Source organism: Xanthobacter sp. SG618 (assembly GCF_012932745.1).
Taxonomy (GTDB): domain Bacteria; phylum Pseudomonadota; class Alphaproteobacteria; order Rhizobiales; family Xanthobacteraceae; genus Xanthobacter; species Xanthobacter flavus.
In genome coordinates this window covers 289,447-309,017 of sequence record NZ_JABBHL010000007.1, presented here as the reverse complement: position 1 = coordinate 309,017, position 19,571 = coordinate 289,447, and the positions used below count along the sequence as shown (strand labels likewise).

The 19,571-nt window shown below is 68.3% G+C and carries 20 protein-coding genes; 13 read left to right on the top strand and 7 right to left on the bottom strand.

Annotated features, from left to right (window positions below):
* From FHT36_RS19425 to FHT36_RS19410, 4 genes are all read left to right on the top strand, one after another.
* On the top strand, positions 1-225 hold a 225-nt coding region (locus FHT36_RS19425), incomplete at its 5' end, for a hypothetical protein (protein ID WP_210257864.1).
* Entirely contained in the window at positions 222-2,255 is a 2,034-nt protein-coding gene (paaZ, locus tag FHT36_RS19420) for a phenylacetic acid degradation bifunctional protein PaaZ (protein WP_169124116.1), read from the top strand. The genes FHT36_RS19425 and paaZ, both read left to right, overlap by 4 nt.
* 175 nt (positions 2,256-2,430) lie before the next feature.
* Positions 2,431-2,850, top strand: a complete 420-nt coding sequence (locus tag FHT36_RS19415; RefSeq protein WP_169124115.1) for a hypothetical protein — start codon at positions 2,431-2,433, stop codon at positions 2,848-2,850.
* Positions 2,851-3,065: 215 nt separating this feature from the next.
* Positions 3,066-5,333 (top strand): TonB-dependent receptor, encoded by a 2,268-nt coding sequence (locus tag FHT36_RS19410; protein ID WP_210257863.1) that lies wholly within the window; start codon positions 3,066-3,068, stop codon positions 5,331-5,333.
* A gap of 93 nt (positions 5,334-5,426) precedes the next feature.
* Here the strand turns inward: FHT36_RS19410 and FHT36_RS19405 are convergent, their stop codons facing one another.
* From FHT36_RS19405 to fabI, 3 genes are all read right to left on the bottom strand, one after another.
* Positions 5,427-5,702, bottom strand: a complete 276-nt coding sequence (locus FHT36_RS19405) for a hypothetical protein (RefSeq protein ID WP_169124114.1) — start codon at positions 5,700-5,702, stop codon at positions 5,427-5,429.
* Between the two features lie 172 nt (positions 5,703-5,874).
* Positions 5,875-7,248, bottom strand: coding sequence for an NAD(P)H-dependent oxidoreductase (locus tag FHT36_RS19400; RefSeq protein WP_169124113.1), 1,374 nt, complete (start codon positions 7,246-7,248; stop codon positions 5,875-5,877).
* Positions 7,249-7,466: 218 nt separating this feature from the next.
* Positions 7,467-8,231: an enoyl-ACP reductase FabI gene (gene fabI / locus FHT36_RS19395; protein ID WP_169124112.1), complete on the bottom strand. Its 765-nt coding sequence runs from the start codon at positions 8,229-8,231 to the stop codon at positions 7,467-7,469.
* Between the two features lie 161 nt (positions 8,232-8,392).
* Between fabI and FHT36_RS19390 the strand changes: the two genes are divergently transcribed.
* The gene (locus FHT36_RS19390; RefSeq protein ID WP_348644517.1) at positions 8,393-9,733 is read left to right on the top strand and encodes an MFS transporter; all 1,341 of its coding nucleotides are present in this window, start codon (positions 8,393-8,395) and stop codon (positions 9,731-9,733) included.
* Between the two features lie 239 nt (positions 9,734-9,972).
* Positions 9,973-10,149, top strand: a complete 177-nt coding sequence (locus FHT36_RS19385; protein ID WP_169124111.1) for a hypothetical protein — start codon at positions 9,973-9,975, stop codon at positions 10,147-10,149.
* Positions 10,150-10,245: 96 nt separating this feature from the next.
* Here the strand turns inward: FHT36_RS19385 and fae are convergent, their stop codons facing one another.
* Positions 10,246-10,755: a formaldehyde-activating enzyme gene (fae, locus tag FHT36_RS19380; RefSeq protein WP_169124110.1), complete on the bottom strand. Its 510-nt coding sequence runs from the start codon at positions 10,753-10,755 to the stop codon at positions 10,246-10,248.
* Between the two features lie 46 nt (positions 10,756-10,801).
* Positions 10,802-12,049: a glycoside hydrolase family 2 TIM barrel-domain containing protein gene (locus FHT36_RS19375; protein WP_348644516.1), complete on the bottom strand. Its 1,248-nt coding sequence runs from the start codon at positions 12,047-12,049 to the stop codon at positions 10,802-10,804.
* A 193-nt stretch (positions 12,050-12,242) separates the two neighbouring features.
* Here FHT36_RS19375 and FHT36_RS19370 point away from each other — a divergent pair, with 193 nt between their 5' ends.
* The 4 genes from FHT36_RS19370 (at position 12,243) to FHT36_RS19355 (ending at position 15,914) form a co-directional block, all read left to right on the top strand.
* Complete coding sequence (locus FHT36_RS19370) at positions 12,243-13,163, top strand: metallophosphoesterase (RefSeq protein WP_169124108.1); 921 nt, start codon at positions 12,243-12,245, stop codon at positions 13,161-13,163.
* A gap of 154 nt (positions 13,164-13,317) precedes the next feature.
* Entirely contained in the window at positions 13,318-13,854 is a 537-nt protein-coding gene (locus FHT36_RS19365; protein WP_169124107.1) for a Spy/CpxP family protein refolding chaperone, read from the top strand.
* A 202-nt stretch (positions 13,855-14,056) separates the two neighbouring features.
* Positions 14,057-15,307 carry an MFS transporter gene (locus tag FHT36_RS19360; RefSeq protein WP_169124106.1) on the top strand — a complete coding sequence of 417 codons (1,251 nt, stop codon included), beginning with the start codon at positions 14,057-14,059 and terminating at the stop codon, positions 15,305-15,307.
* A gap of 142 nt (positions 15,308-15,449) precedes the next feature.
* Positions 15,450-15,914: a hypothetical protein gene (locus FHT36_RS19355; RefSeq protein ID WP_169124105.1), complete on the top strand. Its 465-nt coding sequence runs from the start codon at positions 15,450-15,452 to the stop codon at positions 15,912-15,914.
* Between the two features lie 10 nt (positions 15,915-15,924).
* Here FHT36_RS19355 and FHT36_RS19350 read toward each other — a convergent pair whose 3' ends face one another.
* Positions 15,925-16,839, bottom strand: a complete 915-nt coding sequence (locus tag FHT36_RS19350; protein ID WP_169124104.1) for a LysR family transcriptional regulator — start codon at positions 16,837-16,839, stop codon at positions 15,925-15,927.
* Between the two features lie 122 nt (positions 16,840-16,961).
* Between FHT36_RS19350 and FHT36_RS19345 the strand changes: the two genes are divergently transcribed.
* Positions 16,962-17,390, top strand: a complete 429-nt coding sequence (locus FHT36_RS19345; RefSeq protein WP_169124103.1) for a DoxX family protein — start codon at positions 16,962-16,964, stop codon at positions 17,388-17,390.
* Positions 17,391-17,457: 67 nt separating this feature from the next.
* Here FHT36_RS19345 and FHT36_RS19340 read toward each other — a convergent pair whose 3' ends face one another.
* Positions 17,458-18,465 (bottom strand): polyprenyl synthetase family protein, encoded by a 1,008-nt coding sequence (locus tag FHT36_RS19340; protein WP_169124102.1) that lies wholly within the window; start codon positions 18,463-18,465, stop codon positions 17,458-17,460.
* A 125-nt stretch (positions 18,466-18,590) separates the two neighbouring features.
* On the opposite strand from FHT36_RS19340, the gene FHT36_RS19335 reads away from it, so the two are divergent.
* The gene (locus tag FHT36_RS19335) at positions 18,591-18,818 is read left to right on the top strand and encodes a DUF2007 domain-containing protein (protein WP_169124101.1); all 228 of its coding nucleotides are present in this window, start codon (positions 18,591-18,593) and stop codon (positions 18,816-18,818) included.
* Positions 18,808-19,566, top strand: a complete 759-nt coding sequence (locus FHT36_RS19330; RefSeq protein WP_169124100.1) for a tRNA1(Val) (adenine(37)-N6)-methyltransferase — start codon at positions 18,808-18,810, stop codon at positions 19,564-19,566. The genes FHT36_RS19335 and FHT36_RS19330 overlap by 11 nt, the downstream gene beginning before the upstream one ends.
* Positions 19,567-19,571 lie beyond the last annotated feature (5 nt).

Sequence of the window (19,571 nt, the reverse complement as noted above, 5' to 3'; positions counted from 1 at the left end):
GACCTCGCCTTCGTCAACGGCTACGGCTTCCCGCGCCTGAAGGGCGGCCCCATGCACGCCGCCGACGCCCTCGGCCTCGCCACCATCCTCACCGAAATCGAAGCCGCCCGCGCCACCGGCGGTGCCGGCTCCAACCCCGCCCCGCTCCTCGCCCAGCTCGTGCGCGAGGGCAAGACATTCGCACACTGGCAAAAGGCCAGCGCTCCCAAGGGAGGGAATAAGTGACCAAGATCCTCGACAGCTACGCCCTCGACCGCTGGTTCACCCCCGAGGCCGGGCTGGTGGACATTCCGAGCGCCATCGACGGGCGCGTGGTGGCGCGTGCCTCCACCCGTGGGCTCGATTTCGCGGCCATGGTGCGCCATGCGCGTGACGTGGGCGGGCCGGCGCTGCGGCGTCTCACTTTCCATCAGCGCGCCGACATGCTCAAAGCCCTCGGCGCCCACCTCACAGCCCACAAGGATGCGCTCTATGCGCTCGCCGCCGATACCGGCGCGACCAAGCGGGACAATTTCTTCGACATCGATGGCGGCATCGGCACGCTCTACGCCTACGCCTCCCGTGGGCGGCGCGAACTGCCGGGCGAGCGTTTCGTGGTGGAAGGCGCGCCGGAGGCCCTCTCGAAGAACGGCACCTTCATCGGTCTCCATGTGCTCACCCCGCTCCACGGCGTCGCGGTGCATGTGAACGCCTTCAACTTCCCCTGCTGGGGCATGCTGGAAAAGCTGGCCCCGGCCATCCTCGCGGGCATGCCCGTCATCACCAAGCCGGCCACCGCCACCGCCTACGTGGCCGAGGCCGTGGTGAAGCTTATCATCGAGGCGAACATCCTGCCGGCGGGGGCGCTGCAGTTCGTCGCCGGATCGACGGGTGACCTGCTCGATCATCTCACCGGGCAGGACGTGCTCTCCTTCACCGGCTCTGCCGCGACCTCGCAGGCGCTGCGCGACCATCCGGCGGTCTCGCGCAACGCGGTGCGTTTCATCGCCGAGCGGGATTCGCTCAATGCCGCCGTGCTCGGCCCGGACGCGGTGGAGGGCACGCCGGAGTTCGACCTCTTCATCGCCGAGGTGGTGCGCGAGATGACGGTGAAGGCGGGCCAGAAGTGCACCGCCATCCGCCGCATCATCGTACCGAAAGCGCAGGAGAACGCTGTGATCGCGGCGCTCTCCACGCGCCTCGCCGCCATCGCCGTGGGCGATCCGCGCCGCGAGGACGTGCGCATGGGCCCGCTCGCCAGCCGCGCCCAGCGCACCGCCACGCAGGAGGCGGTGCGGGAGATCGCGGCCGAGGCGGAGATCGTGTTCGGCGATCCTGAAAAGGTCGAGCCCGTGGGCGCGGATGCCGCCACCGGCGCCTTCATGGCACCGGTGCTGCTGCGCTGCCCCGAGCCGCTCAAGGCCAAGGCGCCGCACGAGGTGGAGGCGTTTGGGCCGGTGGCGACGGTGATGGGTTACGAGGCCATCGCCGATGCGTTGGCGCTGGTGGCCAAGGGCGAGGGCAGCCTCGTTGCCTCGGTCTACACCTATGATCCGACGGTGGCGGAGGACCTGGTGTTCGGCATCGCCGCCCATCATGGCCGCCTCGTGCTGATCGACCGCGACTGCGCCAAGGAATCCACCGGCCACGGCTCGCCGCTCCCCGGCCTCGTCCATGGCGGCCCCGGCCGGGCCGGCGGCGGCGAGGAGATGGGTGGCCTGCGCGGCGTGTTCCACTACATGCAGCGCACCGCCATCGAGGGCTCGCCCGCCCGCCTCTCGGCCCTGACCCGCACCTGGCTTTCGGGCGCCCCCGCGCCGGTGGCGCCGGAGCATCCCTTCAAGCGCAAGTTCGATGCCCTCAGCGTGGGCGACACGGTGGAGACGGCTTCGCGCACCATCACGCTGGACGACATCGAGCATTTCGCCCATTTCACCGGCGACACCTTCTATGCCCACATGGACGAGGAAGCGGCGAAGGCGAACCCCTTCTTCTCCGGCCGCGTCGCGCACGGCTACCTCATCCTGTCGTTCGCGGCGGGCCTGTTCGTCGATCCGGCGCCGGGGCCGCTGCTCGCCAATTATGGGCTCGATTCGCTGCGCTTCCTGAAGCCCGTCTCGCCGGGGGACGCCATCCGCGTGCGGCTGACGGTCAAGAACAAGCAGCCCGCCCGCAAGCCGGAATATGGCGAGGTGCGCTGGGATGCGGAGGTGTTCAACCAGGATGGCGACACCGTGGCCCGCTACGAGCTGCTGACCATGAGCAGCCGCGTCTGAGCAGGGGCAGTCTCGACGGGGGACGCCTCGGCGACCCCGACAGGCCTGAATCTGCGGCAAGTTTGCAACAGTGTTGACAGACCGTGCGTCAGGGCGGCCTCCCGGCGGGTCGGCAGCCCATTTCCGCCGTTACACGTTCCCGTGAGGAATGGTACTCCTGTGGCGGGAGCGGCATATGGCTGGACGCAGGGGCATCAACGCATTCGCGCGACGCGCGGCCGAAAGGGCCGCGGGCCGGGTCGCGGCGCGTGTTGCCGGCTGGGCTGTCGCCTATGTCCTCCTTCTCCAGGTGGTCCTTTCGGGCTTCGCGCTCGGATCCGTTCCCATCGGGATGGATCCGGACCTGTGCCTGAGTGCGGTCTCCGCCGGAACGACAGGCTCGGATGGCGGGCATGACGGCGCCCCGGCGCAGCATCGCCAGTGCCAGGCCTGTCTCGCGCGGGCCGACCTGCCCGCTCTGCCGCCACCGCCGCCTGTGCCGGACGTCGCGCCGCTCACCGGCGCGCTCCGGCTCGATTTCGGCGCGCCCTCCGCACCGCTTCGCACCCATGTCCTGAGCGCCTTCCGGGCGCGTGCACCTCCCGCGGCGGCCTGAAGTCGTCCGGTCTCGCCGCTGACGCGGTGCGGGGCCGGGCGCGCTGTCCCACGGCCCGTGCGTTCTCCCGTTTCAACACAGGGAATGCTTCGACCGGTCAGCTTGCAAGGCAAGCAGACGGGTCCGCGTCGGCGCGGCCAAGGTCTACCCTACCCAAAAACAATTCCGCTCTGCCGCGCCTCTTGCCGCCGGCCTTCGAGCGCGAGGACACGCAAATGCCATCCCCCGTTCTCCCCGCCGGGACCCTGTCCCGGCTGCGCGGCAGCTTCGCGCGCAGCACCGCTCTGTTTGCGCCGTCCGCGCTCGCGCTTGTCCTGGTGCCGGCATTCGTCGCGCCTGCTATGGCGCAGACCAGCCCGCAGCCGGCCACCGAGCTGCCGCCCGTGACCGTGCGGGCCACCACGCCGGCGGCGACGGCATCCGGCGCACCGGGGTCGGATTCGGGCAATTTCTCCCCGGCGGACATCGCGCTCATCTCCGGCAGCGAGGCGCAGGCGGCGACGCTGTGGACCAGCGATTCGGGCTCGCTCCTCAACCGCATTCCCGGCGGCGCGTCATGGGGCGCGGGCGGTGTCTCCAGCCTGCCGGCGGTGAACGGCATGGGGGCGGACCGGGTCCAGGTCGCGGTCAACGGGATGCTGTTCGGCATCGCCTGCCCGAACCAGATGAATCCGCCCTTCTCTTTCGTCAATCCGGCGATGATCGCCAACGTGAAGGTCTATACGGCCACTGCGCCGGTGAGCGTCGGCGGCGACTATACGGGCGCGCGGGTGAACGTGACGGTGGCGCCCCCGAAGTTCACCGAGGGCGAGCAGCTCACCGTCTCGGGCAGCATCTCCGGCTATTATCGGAGCAACAACAACAGCTACGGCGTGGACGCCACGGCCACCGTCTCCAATGCCGACACCAGCGTGACCTATACCGGCGGCTGGGCCAAGGCGAGCGACTATGTGGCGGGCGACGGCACCACCATCAAGTCCACCTTGTACGAGACCCAGAACCACGCGCTGACCATCTCGAAGAAGATCGCCGACCAGCTGTTCACGGTGGGCATCGGCGGCCAGTTCATCCCCTACGAGGGCTATCCCAACCAATATATGGACCTCGTGGAGAACAAGAGCATCAACGCCTTCGGCCGCTATCTCGGCGAGTTCGACTGGGGCCAGCTGGAAGGCAATGTCTTCGCCAACCAGATCCGCCACACCATGGGCTTCATCGCGCCGGACAAGACCGGCGACATGCCCATGGACACGAAGGCGACCGACATCGGCTACTCGCTGAAGGGCACGATGGCACTCTCTGCCCGCGATACGCTGCGGATCGGCAATGAACTCTACTACAACACCCTCGATGATTGGTGGCCGCCAGTCGCCGGCTCCATGATGATGGGACCGGATACCTTCCAGAGCATCAACAACGGCCAGAAGCTGCGCGCCGGCATCTATGGCGAGTGGGAGCGGCGAATCGACGACCGCTGGACCGCAGTGCTGGGCGTGCGCAACGACGTGGTCTGGATGAACACCGGCGACGTGGAGGGCTACAACCAGATGATGTACGGCGCCGACGCTGCGCTGTTCAACGCCCAGAGCCACGCCCGCACCGACTTCAACGTCGATGCCTCGGCCATCCTGCGTTACGACGCCAACGCCGCCAGCACCTACGAATTCGGCCTCGCCAGAAAGACCCGCTCGCCGAATTTCTACGAGCGCTATGCCTGGTCCACCAACCCCATGGCCATGGACATGATCGGCTGGTTCGGCGACGGCAACGGCTATGTGGGCAATCTCAATCTGGAACCGGAGGCGGCCCACACGGCGAGCTTCACCGCCAGCTGGCACGACCCGGTGCGCAACGCCTGGGAACTGCGCGTCTCGCCCTATTACAGCTATGTGGTGAACTACATCGACGCCGACCGTTGCCTGCTGGCGGGCTGCCTCGCGTCGAAGCCCAACAATCCCTACGTCACCAACGACTTCGTCTTCCTGCAGTTCGCCAACCACGATGCGTGGCTCTATGGCGTGAACATCGATGGCAAGATGGAGTTGTGGAACGACCTCACGTGGGGGCAGGGCGTGTTCCGCGGCAACCTCAACTTCGTGCAGGGCCAGCGCACCGACGGCGTGAACCTCTACCACATGATGCCGCTCAACGGCGTCATCGCGGTGGACCACAAGCTCGGCAACTGGACCAACAGCCTCGAATTGCAGATGGTCGCGGCCAAGGTGCTGGTAAGCCAGGTGCGCAACGAACTTGAGACCTCGGCCTACGCGCTGCTCAACTACCGCACCAGCTACCAGTGGCAGCAGTTCCGCTTCGACTTTGGTGTCGAGAACATTCTGGACACCAATTACAACCTGCCCCTGGGCGGCGCGAACCTGGTGAACTACCAGGTGTCGTCGATGATGGGCACGTCGGCGGCGTGGGGCTTCCCGGTGGCCGGCATGGGCCGCTCGTTCAACACGCGGGTGACGTACCAGTTCTGAGGGGGCACCCCTCCAGCCGCGGCCGGTTTCTGGCCGCGGCCCGTGTTCCGCCCCGACGTCGTGCGCCGGGGCGGCGGAGGCTATTCTCAGGCCTTACCGGCTCCGCGCCAGCCGGGCTGCCTTGCGCTTGGCCATGGTGGCGAGGAGATCGGACGCGGTGAGAATGACGAGCGCGGTCAGGGCGAGCGCCGTGGCCGTCAGCGCGTAGATGATGATGAAGGCGTAGCCGAAGAAATAGGTGAGATAACCGAAGGCGAAAATCAGGTTCGCGATGAAGAAGTACTTCGCGTCGGGCAGACCGTAGATGGCATCGCGGAGAAGCCAGCCGAAGAGGGGGACGTGAAGCACGGCGCGCGCGGCGGTTCGCATGGGGCAGGGTCCGGTGAAATGTATCGAGGTTCATCCCGCGCTGCGGGAGGAGCCCGGACCTTCACCGGACATTTGATCTGGATCAATAATCCCATTCGCCGCAGGCGGGCCATTCCGGTGCGGCCTCGCGCCGCGCCGGCGGACGGTCTAGGTCCACCGGCGCCGGCGCCTCTCAGGCCGCTGCGGAGCGGGAGGCGGGGGCGGCGAACTGGCGCTCCATCTCCCGGCGCAGGCGCACGGTGTCGCTGTCGCCGATCTCCACATCCGCCCAGCCGACCACCTCGCCGCGGGCGATGGGGCGGGTGAGGCGCACCTTGTGGGCGAGGCCGATGGGCAGGGCACCGCGGGCCAGGGAATCCTCCGCCCGCATGATGCGGCCCCACACAGTGTAGCCGCCCTCGCCATCCAGCATCTCGCCGGGGGAAAGGTCCTTCTTCGCCACAGCCACGGCGTCGGAGAAGAAGCCGATGGGCGTGCCAGTCGCCTCGTTCCGCAGGGCTGCTGCGGCGACGCTGATGCCGAGTTCCAGACCGATCATGTGGTAGGGCCGGTAAAGCGCCGTGTAGTGGCCGCTCGGGTCGGTGGCCATGCCGTATTCGCGGAAGCAGCGGCGGGCATAGTCGCCACGCGCCGAGGGATCGGCCTCGATCACCACATAGACGCCCCAGCGCAGATCCCGGAACACCGGGCGGCCGTCCCGCTCCAGGCTGGAGACCACCTCCACCTGCCCGGCCTCCTCCAGCAGCCCGCCGGCGTCGCGCGGGCGCAGGATGGTCGGCAGGTCGTCCACGCCGCAGGGCGGGAAGAGAAGCCCGTCGCGTGGCGCCTTGAGGCCGGTGGCGTTGGAGATGGCGGCCATCTCGATGGAGGATTTCGTGCCGTCCACGAACGAGTTGAACATCTGCGGGTTCATTCCGCCGATGGTCGCCTGCTCGGGGGTGAGGCCGATGTTGCGCCACACGTCGTCGGGCGTGGAGGCGTGGTAGGCGGGCAGATACTTCGTGCCCTTGCCGGCGGCCACCACCTTGAAGCCGCAGGTCTGCGCCCAATCCACCATCTCGCACACCAGCGCCGGCTGGTCGCCATATGCCGCCGCATAGACGACGCCGGCCTCGGCCGCCTTGCGGGCGACGAGGGGGCCGGCCAGCACGTCCGCCTCCACCGTCACCATCACGATGTGGCGGCGCTCGGCGATGGCGAGGAGCGCGTGCCTAAGTCCCGCTGCCGGGCTGCCGGTGGCGTCCACGATCACCTCGATGCCGTCCGCCTTGATAAGCGCCTCGGCATCCTCGGTGATGACGGTGCGGCCCGTGCGGCGCGCGTCGTCGAAATCGGTCGCGAGAGCGTCTTCCACCGGCCAGCCGGTGTTGGCGAGGGCATCCTTCGCCCGGGCGGCCGAGAGATCGGCGATGCCCATGAGGTGCATGCCCACGGTGGTGCGCACCTGCGACAGGAACATGGAGCCGAACTTGCCGGCACCGATGAGGCCGACGCGCACCGGCCGCCCCTCGGCCGCGCGGGCCCGGAGCTTGGCTGCGAGATTCATGGGGTCGCTCTCCTTCCTTGCGGAAGCCGGGCAAAGGCGTGCGCACGCGCGTGCCCGGCAGGCGGGCCGATGCGCAGAAGCGTTCCTCCGTCCGGCCATCGCCGGTTGTCTCCGGCCGGATCGTTGCTGTCCGGCCGTGGCGGGTAGGGCCCGCGGGGGAACGGTAGTGCGCTCTTCCGCCGGAGGGAAGCGCTCCGCAACGTCAGGGCGAACGTCTTTCAGCCGATGATGCTGTAGCCGCCATCGATCTGGTGGACGCCGCCGGTGACATTGGCAGCCTCGCGGCTCGCGAGGAAGGCGGCGAAGGCGCCCACATCCTCGATGGACGCGAGGAGGTGAGTGGGTGCCCGCTCGGCGGCCTCGTTCAGCAGCTCGTCGAAATCGGCGATGCCGGAGGCGGCGCGGGTCTTCAGCGGGCCGGGGGAAAGGGCATGGACGGAGATGCGCTTCTCGCCGAGTTCCGCAGCGGCATAGCGCACCACCGATTCGAGCGCCGATTTCACCGGCCCCATGATGTTGTAGTGCTCGACCACCTTCTCGGCGCCATAGAAGGACACGGTCATGCAGGTGCCGCCGGCGCCCATGAGCGGCTCGGCAAGGCGGATCATGCGCAGGAAGGAATGGACGGAGACGTCCATGGCCTTGGCAAAGCCTTCCGCCGAACAGTCGACCACGCGGCCGTGCAGATCGTCCTTCGGGCAGAAGGCGATGGAGTGCAGCAGGGTATCCAGCCGGCCCCAGCGCGCCGTGATCTCGGCGAACACCGCTTCGAGCTGGCCGGGGATGCTCACGTCGAGGGGCAGGATGATCTCGGAGCCGAGGGATTCGGCGAGCGGCCGCACATGCGCCTCGGCCCGCGCGTTGAGATAGGTCACGGCGACCTCGGCACCCTGCTCGCGAAATGCCTTCGCGCAGCCCCAGGCGATGGACTGGTCGTTCGCCACCCCCACCACCAGCGCCTTCTGGCCCTTCAGCGAAAACATGCGCGCGCCCTCATGCGTTGCGACCCTTGATCCACATTGCACCCGGAGCCCGACGTCAACATGACGAAAGTCAAACGGGCGCAAGGGGCCGCCCGGCCTGCGGGCGGTTGACGCCCGTCCCGGCCGCCGCCACAAACCGCCCGACGACGGGGGAGGGGTGCGTGGTGGCGGAGAGGCAGACGGTGGAGGCGCGCGCCTTCGCCAAGGCGGTCCGGCGGCTGATCCCGCTGATGATGGTGCTCTATGTGGTCAGCTTCCTCGACCGCGTGAATGTCGGGTTCGCGGCGCTGACCATGAATGCCGACCTCGGCTTCTCGCCGGAGGTCTATGGCTGGGGCGCCGGCATCTTCTTCCTCGGCTATTTCCTGTTCGAGGTGCCGAGCAACCTGGTGATGCAGAAGGTCGGCGCGCGGCTGTGGATCTGCCGCATCATGGTCACCTGGGGCCTGATCTCGGCGGCGACCGCCTTCGTGACGGGGGCGACCGGCTTCTTCATCGCCCGCTTCCTGCTCGGCGCCGCCGAGGCCGGCTTCCTGCCGGGCATGATCCTTTATCTTGGCTACTGGTTCCCGCTTTCGGTGCGGGCGCGTTACGTGGCGCTGTTCATGGCGGCGGTGCCGATCTCTAGCGCGCTCGGGGCGCCCTTGTCGGCCTGGATTCTCGACACGCACGGCCTGCTCGGCCTCGCGGGCTGGCAGTGGCTGTTCATCATCGAGGGCCTGCCGGCGGTGGCGCTCGGCCTCGTGGTGCTCGCCATGCTGCCCGATGGCCCCGAGAAGGCCCGCTGGCTGACGGCCGAGGAGAAGGCGGCCATCGCCGCGCGGCTCGAGGCCGACCATCTCTCCCATGATGCGGCGCACCAGGCCGCCCATCCCGCCGGCACGCACGAGTCCTGGCTGCCGGCCTTGAAGGACACGCGGGTCGTCGTGCTCTGCCTCGTCTATCTCGGCCTCGTGGTGGGGCTCTACGGCATCGGCCTGTGGCTGCCGCAGATCGTGCGCGCCATGGGCTATTCCACTCACGAGGTGGGGCTGATCCTCATCATTCCCTATGCGCTGAGCGCCCTCGCCATGCTCGCCGTGGGCCAGCACAGCGACCGGCGCGGCGAACGGGTGCTCCATGTGGCGGTCCCGGCCATCGCGGCAGCGGCGGGGCTCGCCGCCAGCGTGGTCGCGCCCACGCACATGGCGGCCATCGCCGCCATCTCGCTTGCTTCCATGGGGATCTATGCCGCGCTCGGGCCGTTCTGGTCGGTGCCGCCGCAATTCCTGCGCGGCACGGCGGCGGCGGCCGGCATCGCGCTCATCAATTCGGTGGGCAATCTCGGCGGCTTCGCCGGTCCCTATCTCGTTGGTTTCGTGCGGGAGGCGACCGGCCGCTTCGACGTCGGCTTCATGGCGCTGGCTGCCATCGTGCTGGCTGCGGGGGTGCTGGTGCTCGTTTTTCGGGCAAAGCTTGGCCCTTCGCTGCAGTGCAATGAGGCTGAGGCAAGAAAAATTTAGCCAGCATCGTCTCCGCCTGATGAAGAGGTGAAGCTTTTCTGCTTTACTCTCAGTCCAAATGACCGCCGGACAGTCGGCGGCGCGGGAGGAACATCGTGGCATTTCAAGCGAAGGGTCGGTCGCGCCCGCCCTCTGCGGGCCCTGCGGGGGGCCCTCTGGGGCAGTTGACAGCACACAGCCAGCTGGCCGCGCAAAGCATGGCGGCTCGGGACGCAGGTGCGCGGGAGCGTGCCTCGGTCATGATCGTGGCCATGGCCTGCTCGTTCTCGGGCCTCCTGGTGGGGCTCTGCCTCGCCGCAGCACACTGGCCCGGTCTGGCCTTCATGGCTGGCGCGGCGATCGCCGGCACCGGCGCGTGGTTTGCCCGTGGCCTCTCCCTCGATCTGTCGAATGAGAGCGGGGACAGCGCGCAATAGCGCATCCCGCGGTCAGTTTACTGCCAGAGGATGACGCGCCGTTTCCCGGCGCGGTCAGTCTACGGCCAGGGGATGACGCGCCGTTTCGCGGCGCGGTCAGTCCACCGCCAAGGGATGACGCGCCGTTTCGCGGCGCGTCATGGCCTCCACCGGGCTCGGCGTTCCGCCGATCGCCCGTGAGATGGCGAGGCGGGTGGCCTCGTGGTTGAAGGTTTGGATGCGCGCATCGTCGCTGGCATCCCAGTGGATGAACACCCCCACGCAGATGAAGATGTCGTCGGCCTCCTCCACGGGGATGGTGCCGTCCGCCACGCAATCCGCCACCGCCTTGGCGACGGCATATTGCGCCGGCCCGAACATCTGCACCGCCTGCCGGGCATCCTTGATCGTCACCTTGTTGAAGAGGACGGTGGCGGGCTTCACCATCAGGTTGGGTTCGACCACGGCGAGTAAGCCGGTGAAGCCGTCCTTGTTGTTGGTGAGGGCGTTGACGAAGGCGATCTCGGCGGAAGAGCCGCGCGGCCCCATGATGAGGTCGATGTGCGCCACCTCGTTGCCGTCGCCCACCAGGGCCTCTCCCACCAGAAGACGGTCGATCCTGGGCATGAAATCCTCCGGAAAATGCTGTGCTGAAAAGGCGTGATGAAAAACGCTACTGGATCTCGAAAGGGATGTTGCCGGTGGCCGCCGCGCCGCGCCCGTCGCGCAGGGTGACGAACACGCGGTAGCGGCCGGGCGGCAGGCCGAAGATGCGCACGCCGGTGGGCGCCGGATCATGCAGGCCCTCGGGAAAGCTCGGCGGCACCGGTTCGGGATCGCCGCCGACGCTGCGGGCGGTGGTCTCCGTCATGATCTGCCATTCGGCCTTCAGCGGGTCGCCATCGGGATCGGTGGCGGAGAGGCGCACCAGCGTCTGCCCGTCGGTGGAGAATCGGGAGGGTCCGACCAGGGAGAGGGCGAGGATGCGCGGCGCCCGGTTGGGCCCGCCGGGCACCTTCCCGCCCCACAAATCGGCCATCACCTCCACCGTTTCGGTCCATTCGCCGGTGGGCAGCAGCAGCGAATACCAGGAGGGCGTGACCTCCTGCTTCTGCCCCCACAAAAAGGGCATGGCGCCGACGCCCGCCTGCTTCGCGCCCATCAGATAGCGCCGCACGCGGGTCGCCTTCTCCGAGGAGGTCGGCTCCATGGGCGCGCCCCACGCCGCCTTCGGGGCGTCCCAATGGCCCTGTGCGCCGAGCTCGGTGAGGATGATGGGGCCGGTCCAGCCCTGCGCCCGCGCCCGGCCGGCGGCGGTGAGCAGGCCGTCGCCATAGCCGTTGATGCCGAGCACGTCGATGTCCGGCGCGTTGCGCTTCAGGATGGCGGCCTTGTCCTGCCCCACTTCGGCGAGCACCGCCATGGTCGGGTGCTGGCTGTCCAGCGTCTTCACCAGCCGCGCGGCCTCCTGGATGGCCGGCCACACGGCCTGCGCCTCCTCCGGGGAAAGCTCGACCTCCACCTCGTTGCCGATGCCCCACATGAGCAGCGCCGGATGGGTGCGATAGCGCTCCACCATGTGGCGCAGGGCCTCCAGCTGCGCCGTCACCGCCCTCCGGTCGGCGTAGTTGAAGCCGAGGCGGGGATGGGCGAGCCAGAAGCCGACGATCACCTTGAGCCCCGCCCGCTGCGCCGCGTCCAATATTTCCCCCGGCTCCTGCCCGTAGGTGCGGATGGTGTTGGCGCCCAGCGCCTTCAGATCTGGAAAGCGCGTCTCGCCGCTGGCGCCGAGGGGAATGAAGGGCTTGCCGTCCACCAGGATCTCGGTTCCGCGCACCGCCACCTGGGAAGCATGAGCCTGCCGCAGGAGGGCAGGGGAAAGCGCGAGCGCAAGCAGAAGGAGGACGAAAACGTGACGCACGGACTTCACTCGCGATTGGCCTGAGGACATCGATGCATTGCAGCATGCAGCGTGCGGGATGGCTTCGGCAACATCAACCCGGCGCAGCCGGCGCGCCTTGCCGCATCGCAAACAGGGAACCGCGGCGGGTGCGGCGCGATCTGCTATAAGCGCCGCGTTCCCGCCGCACGTCTCGCCGCACCAAGGTTCGCCCATGCCCGTGATCGCCCACCTTTCCGACCCGCATCTCGGCCCCATCCCGGAGGCGCGCATCTCCGAGCTTCTGGGCAAGCGCTTCTTCGGGATGATGAACTGGATTGGCGCGCGGCGGCGCAATTTCGGCGCATCCACGCTGGCGCCGCTCACGGAAGACCTCCTCGCCCAGCAGCCGGACCATATCTGCGTCACCGGCGACCTCGTGAATGTGAGCCTGCCGGCCGAGTTCGACACCGGCGCCACCTTCCTTGCCTCCCTCGGGGAGCCCGACAAGGTGAGCGTCGTGCCCGGGAACCACGACGCCTACGTGCGCTCGGCCATGCACTACCACCTGGAGCATTGGGCGCCCTTCCTCGCCGGAGACGACAGCCATCCCCACACCCCGGTGGACGTGGATTCCTTCCCCTACGTCCGGCGGCGGGGCGAGGTGGCGATCGTGGGCGTCTCGACCGCGATCCCCACGGCCGTGTTCCTCGCCAGCGGCAAGGCGGGACGGGCGCAGCTCGGCCGGTTGTCGGCTTTGCTGGAGCGGCTGAAGGCGGAGGGGCTGTTCCGGGTGGTGATGATCCATCATCCGCCCGTGGGCGAGCGCCCCTTCCACCGCGACCTGCGCGATGCGGAGGAGGTGAGGGCGGTTCTCGCGCAGGCAGGGGCCGAGCTGGTGCTGCACGGGCATGACCATCGCGCCTCCCTCGGTTACATCCTGTCAGCGGCCGGCCGCATCCCCGTGGTGGGCGTGCCCTCCGCCTCGGCGGGACCGCAGGATGAGCGCGGTGCCGGCGGCTATTGTCTCTACCGGATCTCCGGCGGACCCGGCGCATGGCGCTGCGAAATGGAACGGCGCGGATATTCCCGGACTACGGAAGGAGTTTCGAGCCTGGAAACCAAAGTACTTGCCGAACAGGACGGAGTTGCCTGAAAGTCGTGGCGAAATTCGGGTATTGTTGGGGGTGGGGTCACACGAAAAATCTATTTGCAACAAGTTGTATCAAGATGTCTATTACCGAAGTTTAAGTTGCCGGACGTGGGTTTGGGGACGATGCTTCCTTCGTCCCTGAAGGAGGACCCACGAAATGAAACGCGCTCTTTTCGCCGCAACCGCCGCTGCGCTGATCGCCGGTTCCGCGGCCACCTATGCCGCGAACACCCCTGCCGCGGGGGATGCGCCGCACCGCTGGCAGCCGACCGCCGAGGATCGCGCCATCCTCACCGACGCCCGCATCGTCGCCCTCAAGACCGCGCTGAAGCTCACGCCTGACCAAGAGAAGCTGTGGCCGGGCGTGGAGCAGACGCTGAAGTCCGTGGCGAAGGAGGCGGCCCAGCGCCGCGAGCAGATGGCCGCTGACCGCAAGGCCGCCCGCGAGGCGCGCCAAGCCGGCACGCCCGCCGATCCCATCGCCCGGATGCGCACCGCCGCCGACCGCATGGACGCCCGCGCCGCCGACCTGCGCAAGATCGCCGATGCGGCGGACCCGCTCTACAAGACCCTCGACACGGCGCAGAAGCAGCGCCTCAACATGGTGCTGCACCAGCAGTTCCGCGGCATGGGGGGCGGCTGGCATCATGGCCCGCACGGCGGCCCCAATGCGGATGGCCCGCGTCGCGGCTGACCTCCGGGACTTCAAGCAGACACGGCGGGGCGGCTGCGGCTGCCCCGCTTTTGCATTTGTTTCGGAGGTAGCCTGCGGCCGATCCATGAGAGTGGCTCATGGACCCGTTGACGATTATTGATTTTCCAAAGGACGAGGCCTGCTCGTAGAATGGGGCCAACATGCACCGCCTGGGTGCATCCCCCAACGCGAGACGACCCCCATGTCCGCCCCGTCCTCCCCGCCTGCGGCTTCCGGCCGGAGCGGCGCCGCCGTTCCTGCCATTCTTATTCTCATTGCCGGCTCGGCCGTGGCGCTGCTGACCTTCGGGCCGCGCTCCGTCTTCGGGCTGTTCCTCCTGCCCATGTCGCAGGAGTTCGGCTGGGGCCGCGACGTGTTCGGCTTCGCCGTCGCCATCCAGAACCTTCTATGGGGCGTGGGCTCGCCCTTTGCCGGCGCGCTGGCTGATCGCTTCGGCACGGTACGGGTGCTGTGCTGCGGCGCGCTGATCTATGCCGCCGGCCTCGCGCTGATGGCCTATGCGACGACGCCCGGCCTGCTGCACCTGTCCGCCGGCGTTCTCATCGGCTTCGGCCTCTCCGCCGCCTCGTTCAACCTCGTGCTCGCGGCCTTCGGCAAGCTCCTGCCGAACGAGTGGAAGTCCATCGGCTTCGGCCTCGCCACCGCGGCCGGATCGTTCGGCCAGTTCCTGTTCCCGCCGCTGACCCGCGGGCTGATGGACACCATCGGCTGGCACGAGACCCTGCTCGTGTTCGGCGCTTCGCTGCTCATCGTGCTGCCCTTCTCGCTGGCACTGTCCACCCGCGCGGCGGCACCGTCCGCGGCCAGCGCCGCCCAGGCGCCGCAGCAGACCATCGGCGCGGCGCTGAGCGAGGCGCTGAGGCATCCGAGCTACGTGCTACTGGTGCTCGGCTTCTTCACCTGCGGCTTCCAGCTCGCCTTCGTCACCGTGCATATGCCAGCCTTCCTGGTGGACAAGGGCATGAGCCTGTCGGTGGGCGCCTACACCCTGGCGCTGATCGGCCTGTTCAACATCCTCGGCTCGCTGACCGCCGGCTACCTGTCCAACCGCATGTCGCGCAAGGTGTTGCTGTCGGTCATCTATGCCGGGCGGGGCATCGCCATCGCGGTGTTCGTGATGTCGCCGATCACGGCCACGAGCTGCTACGTGTTCGGCGCCGCCATGGGCTTCCTGTGGCTCTCCACGGTGCCGCCGACATCGGGCCTCGTGATGCTTATGTTCGGCACGCGCTACATGGCCATGCTCTATGGCTTCGCCTTCTTCTCCCATCAGGTGGGCGGCTTCCTCGGCGTCTATCTCGGCGGCGAGATTTATGAGGCGACCAAGAGCTACGATTGGCTGTGGTGGCTCTCCGTCGCGCTGTCCTTTGCCTCCGCGGCCATCAATCTGCCCATAAGGGAACGTCCTGTTCATCGGCCGGTAACCGTATGAGCGCGACTCTCAGAGCACGGTGCCGGAAGATTCGGCATCGTGCGCACGGCACCGGTGTTCGCTAGCTGTTCCTGCTCTTGACAATAACCGGTGGTGTCTGCGCAACGTGAACAAAGATCAAACGGATAATCGCGAACAAGCCATGCGCAGCATTGTCGTCGCGGCCTTCGGCTTTGCCGCACTCCTTCCGGCCGCCTTGGCGTCGGCACCCGCCGCCGCCCAGCAGCTCTCCGCCGATCAGGCCCGCGAGTTCGTGGTCGGCCGCACCTTCTCGTTCACCTGCTTCGAGGGTTCCAAGGGCGCCGGGCGCGTCTATCCGGACGGCTCCGTCGCCGGCATGATCACCCTGCGCGACGCGCCGCCGCGCTTTGTGCGCCTGCCGCCCAACACGCTGCGCGTGCGCGGTGAGAATGTCTGCGGCTTCGTGAAGGGCATGACCTTCGAGCCCTGCTTCGATCTGGTGAAGACCGGGCAGAACTCCTTCCGGGGCTCGCTCTCCGGCATCCAGACCATGTGGTGCGAATTCGTCGGCACCAGCGGCGACGGCCAGCAGGTGGCCTCGCGCCGCTCCAAGTCCAAGCGCACCACGGAAGCTTCCGCGGACTGAGCGTTGCCCGTCAGCCCGCGGCCGCCGCGGGCTGGTCCTCGATGCCCTCGATCCGCCCCCTGAGCTTGCCGATCTCCCGGCCCGCATGTTCCATGAAGGTCCGCACGCGCGCGGTGGCCTTGATGTCGGGATGGGTGAGCAGCCACAGCCCTGATTCCAGCTCGCTCTGCCGTCCCATCAGCTGGACGAGGCCGGGCGTGACCGCGGCGATGAAGCAGGGCAGCAGCGCCAGTCCGATGCCCGCTGCCGCCGCCTCTGCAAGGCCGAGCACGGTATTCACCCGATAGATGATCTTCTCCTCACCCACCCGCTCGCGCAGCCATTTGGCGGGCTTGATGGCGCCGAGATTGTCGGAGAAGCCGATCCAGTCGTGGCGCCGCAGGTCCGCCGGATCGAGTGGGCCGGCGATGTCCTGCGCGGCGCTGCCATAGATGCCCCAGGCGATGGAGGCCATGCGCCGCCCCACCAGCGTGTCGCCCGGCCGGTCGCTGGCGCGGATGGCCACGTCCGCGTCGCGCTTCGACAGGCTGAGCGACTGGTTGGAGATCACCACGTCGAGGCGAATCTCCGGATAGGCCGCGCGGAACGAGGCGAAGATGGGCGTGAGCATGTGCACCAGCAGCGTGTCGTTGGTGGTCACGCGCAGTTCGCCGGAGGGGCGCAGATCCTGTCCCGTGATGCGGCGCTCCACCGCCAGCACCTCGTCCGCCATGTGCTCGGCGAGGCGCACCATCTCCTCGCCCATGGGGGTCGGCACGTAGCCGGCCCGCGCGCGCTCGAACAGCCGGGCGCCCAATTGCTGCTCCAGCGTGCCGAGGCGGCGGAAGACGGTGGAGTGGTTGACCGCCAGCTGCTCGGCGGCACCGGCCAGGGAGCCGGTCTCGGCAATGGCCCGGACCAGTCGGAAATCGTCCCACGGGATCATGGAGCGGCGACCCTCAGAAAAGTACTTTGCGTGAATGCAAACGTGATCTGGTTTTGGTGAGTATGGCCGTGCGCCGAAGCGAAAGCTAGATGTGGTGCCACCTCAAACCGGAGTTCACTCCCATGGTTGACACCCGCACCGCCCCCTACGGCCTCTTCATCCTGCGTCTCGCGCTCGGCATCATGTGGCTGTCGCACGGCCTGATGAAGATCTTCGTCTTCACCGTCCCCGGCTTTGCCGGCTTCCTGTCCAGCAAGATGGGCGTGCCCGGCGCCCTCGCCATCCCCTTCATCGCCGTGGAAATCATCGGCGGCCTGCTGCTCATCGGCGGCGTCTATGCCCGGCAGGTCGCCATCCTGCTGATCCCGATGATGCTCGGCGCGCTCAGCTATCACCTGCCCAACGGCTGGGTCTTCTCCGCGCCCGGCGGCGGCTGGGAATATCCCGCCTTCCTCGTGGTGGGCCAGATCGTGCTGGCGCTGGCCGGCGAAGGCGCCTTCGCGGTGAAGCCCGCCGCGCTCATCCCGGGCCGTCGCACCGCCATCGCCTGATCTTAAGGCCCCAACAAAAAGGCCGGCTCCGCAAGGAGCCGGCCTTTTCGCGTCTATGGTCCGTGCCTCAATGGGCGCGGGAGAGGCAGAAGTCCACGGCCTCCATCAGCGCCGCCTTGGCGGGACCGGCGGGGAACAGCGCGAGGGCGTCCTTGGCGATGGCGCCGTAATGGCGGGCGCGCTCCACCGTGTCGGCAATGGCTCGATGCTTGGTCATCAGGCCGATGGCCTGATCGAGGTCGGCGTCGCTCGCCTCGCTGTTTTCCAGGCACCTCTGCCAGAAGGCCCGTTCCTTCTCGTCGCCGCGGCGGAAGGCGAGCAGCACGGGAAGGGTGATCTTTCCCTCCCGGAAATCGTCGCCCACATTCTTGCCGAGCTTGGCCTGGGAGCCACCATAGTCGAGCGCGTCGTCCACCAGCTGGAAGGCGATGCCGAGATTCATTCCGTAGGAGCGGCACGCCGCCTGCTCGGCCTTCGGCCGTTGGGCGAGAACGGCACCCACCTCGCAGGCAGCGGCGAACAGCTCGGCGGTCTTGCCACGGATGACGGCGAGATAGTCGTCCTCGGACGTGGCGGTGTTCTTGGCGGCGGCGAGCTGCATCACCTCGCCCTCGGCGATGACGCAGGCGGCGGTGGAGAGGATGTCGAGGCAGGTCATGGAGCCCACCTCCACCATCATCTTGAAGGCCTGGCCGAGCAGGAAGTCGCCCACCAGCACGCTCGCCTCGTTGCCCCATAGCTTGCGGGCGGCGAGCTTGCCGCGGCGCATGTCGCTCTCGTCCACCACGTCGTCGTGGAGGAGGGTGGCGGTGTGCATGAACTCCACGGAGGCGGCGAGCTTCACATGGCCCTCGCCCCGATAGCCGGCCAGCGCGGCGCATGCCAGCGTCAGCATGGGCCGCAGACGCTTGCCGCCGGAGGAGATGAGGTGGTTCGCCACCTCGGGAATCATGGCCACGTCGGAGCCGGTCCGCGCCAGGATGACGGTGTTGACGCGCTCCATGTCCGCCTTCACCAAGGCGACCAGCGCCTCGAGCGACGGCTCGTTGGGCTCGAACGGAAGGACGACGGCCAAGAAACGCTCCCGCTTGTCAATCTTTGGGGCGCACCATAGGGATGCGGACGGGTTCCGTGCAAGCTTTGGCAGATCGCCTTTGGTTGCACCGGGTGCGCCGGTCGCCGCAATCGGAGGTCTGTACGATGCAGGAGATGGTGCGGACCAACGATCTTGTGCTGCTCGGCGCCATCGAGGCGCTGCTGACGTCGGCCGACATCGGTCACATGGTCGCGGATGCCCATATGAGCGTTCTGGAAGGCTCCATCGGGGTTTTTCCGCGCCGCCTGCTGGTTGTGGACGAGGATGTGTCGCGCGCCCGCCGCCTGCTGACGGAGGCGGGATTCGGTGCGGCCCTGCGCGATGCCGACTGAGGCAACCGCCCTTTCCACCGACAGCGTGCTCGGCGGAAAGTTGACGCTGCGGCAGATGATGTCCGGCCACCGTGTGGGTCACGATGCCCTGCTGCTCGCCGCCTTTGCGCCGGCGGATCGGCGCATGGCGGTGGATCTCGGGACGGGGGTGGGCAGCGCGGGCCTCGCCTTCCTCGCCCGCGTTCCGGAAGCGCGCGCCACGTTGGTGGAGATCGATCCCACCCTCGCCGCGCTGGCGGCGGGGAATGTCGCGCTCAACGGTTTCGAGACGCGGGCGCAGGTGGTGACGGCGGACGTGGCCACCCTCGGTCGGCCGGCGGGGCCGGACATGCCGGGCAAGGGCGCCGCGGACCTGGTGCTCACCAATCCGCCATTCAATGCCGACAGCCGCCACCGCACGTCTCCCGACGAGGCCCGCGCCCGCGCGCACATGGCGGATGCCGACCTCCTCGCTCAATGGGTGCGCGCCGCCGACCGCTGCCTCGGCGCGAAGGGCGTGCTCTGCCTCATCCACCGGCCGGAGGCGCTGGCCGACATCCTCGCCGCGCTGGCGAAGGGGTTCGGCGCCGTCGAGATCCTTCCCGTCCATCCGCACCCCGATCGGCCGGCCGCGCGGCTGCTGGTGCGGGCGGTGAAGGGGCGGCGCACGCCGCCCGTCCTCCTGCCCGGCCTTGTGCTCGTAGGCGCGGACGGCGTGCCGTCGCCCGAGGCCGAGGCGGTTCTGCGCCACGCCGGCGGGCTGCGCTGACGCGC

What these genes read in the sequence shown, in the direction of transcription:
- FHT36_RS19415 (WP_169124115.1), top strand. Translation starts at nt 2,431, where the DNA reads ATGGCTGGACGCAGGGGCATCAACGCATTCGCGCGACGCGCGGCCGAA.
- FHT36_RS19410 (WP_210257863.1), top strand. Translation starts at nt 3,066, where the DNA reads ATGCCATCCCCCGTTCTCCCCGCCGGGACCCTGTCCCGGCTGCGCGGC.
- FHT36_RS19405 (WP_169124114.1), bottom strand. Translation starts at nt 5,702, where the DNA reads ATGCGAACCGCCGCGCGCGCCGTGCTTCACGTCCCCCTCTTCGGCTGG.
- FHT36_RS19400 (WP_169124113.1), bottom strand. Translation starts at nt 7,248, where the DNA reads ATGAATCTCGCAGCCAAGCTCCGGGCCCGCGCGGCCGAGGGGCGGCCG.
- fabI (WP_169124112.1), bottom strand. Translation starts at nt 8,231, where the DNA reads ATGTTTTCGCTGAAGGGCCAGAAGGCGCTGGTGGTGGGGGTGGCGAAC.
- FHT36_RS19385 (WP_169124111.1), top strand. Translation starts at nt 9,973, where the DNA reads ATGATCGTGGCCATGGCCTGCTCGTTCTCGGGCCTCCTGGTGGGGCTC.
- fae (WP_169124110.1), bottom strand. Translation starts at nt 10,755, where the DNA reads ATGCCCAGGATCGACCGTCTTCTGGTGGGAGAGGCCCTGGTGGGCGAC.
- FHT36_RS19370 (WP_169124108.1), top strand. Translation starts at nt 12,243, where the DNA reads ATGCCCGTGATCGCCCACCTTTCCGACCCGCATCTCGGCCCCATCCCG.
- FHT36_RS19365 (WP_169124107.1), top strand. Translation starts at nt 13,318, where the DNA reads ATGAAACGCGCTCTTTTCGCCGCAACCGCCGCTGCGCTGATCGCCGGT.
- FHT36_RS19360 (WP_169124106.1), top strand. Translation starts at nt 14,057, where the DNA reads ATGTCCGCCCCGTCCTCCCCGCCTGCGGCTTCCGGCCGGAGCGGCGCC.
- FHT36_RS19355 (WP_169124105.1), top strand. Translation starts at nt 15,450, where the DNA reads ATGCGCAGCATTGTCGTCGCGGCCTTCGGCTTTGCCGCACTCCTTCCG.
- FHT36_RS19350 (WP_169124104.1), bottom strand. Translation starts at nt 16,839, where the DNA reads ATGATCCCGTGGGACGATTTCCGACTGGTCCGGGCCATTGCCGAGACC.
- FHT36_RS19345 (WP_169124103.1), top strand. Translation starts at nt 16,962, where the DNA reads ATGGTTGACACCCGCACCGCCCCCTACGGCCTCTTCATCCTGCGTCTC.
- FHT36_RS19335 (WP_169124101.1), top strand. Translation starts at nt 18,591, where the DNA reads ATGCAGGAGATGGTGCGGACCAACGATCTTGTGCTGCTCGGCGCCATC.
- FHT36_RS19330 (WP_169124100.1), top strand. Translation starts at nt 18,808, where the DNA reads ATGCCGACTGAGGCAACCGCCCTTTCCACCGACAGCGTGCTCGGCGGA.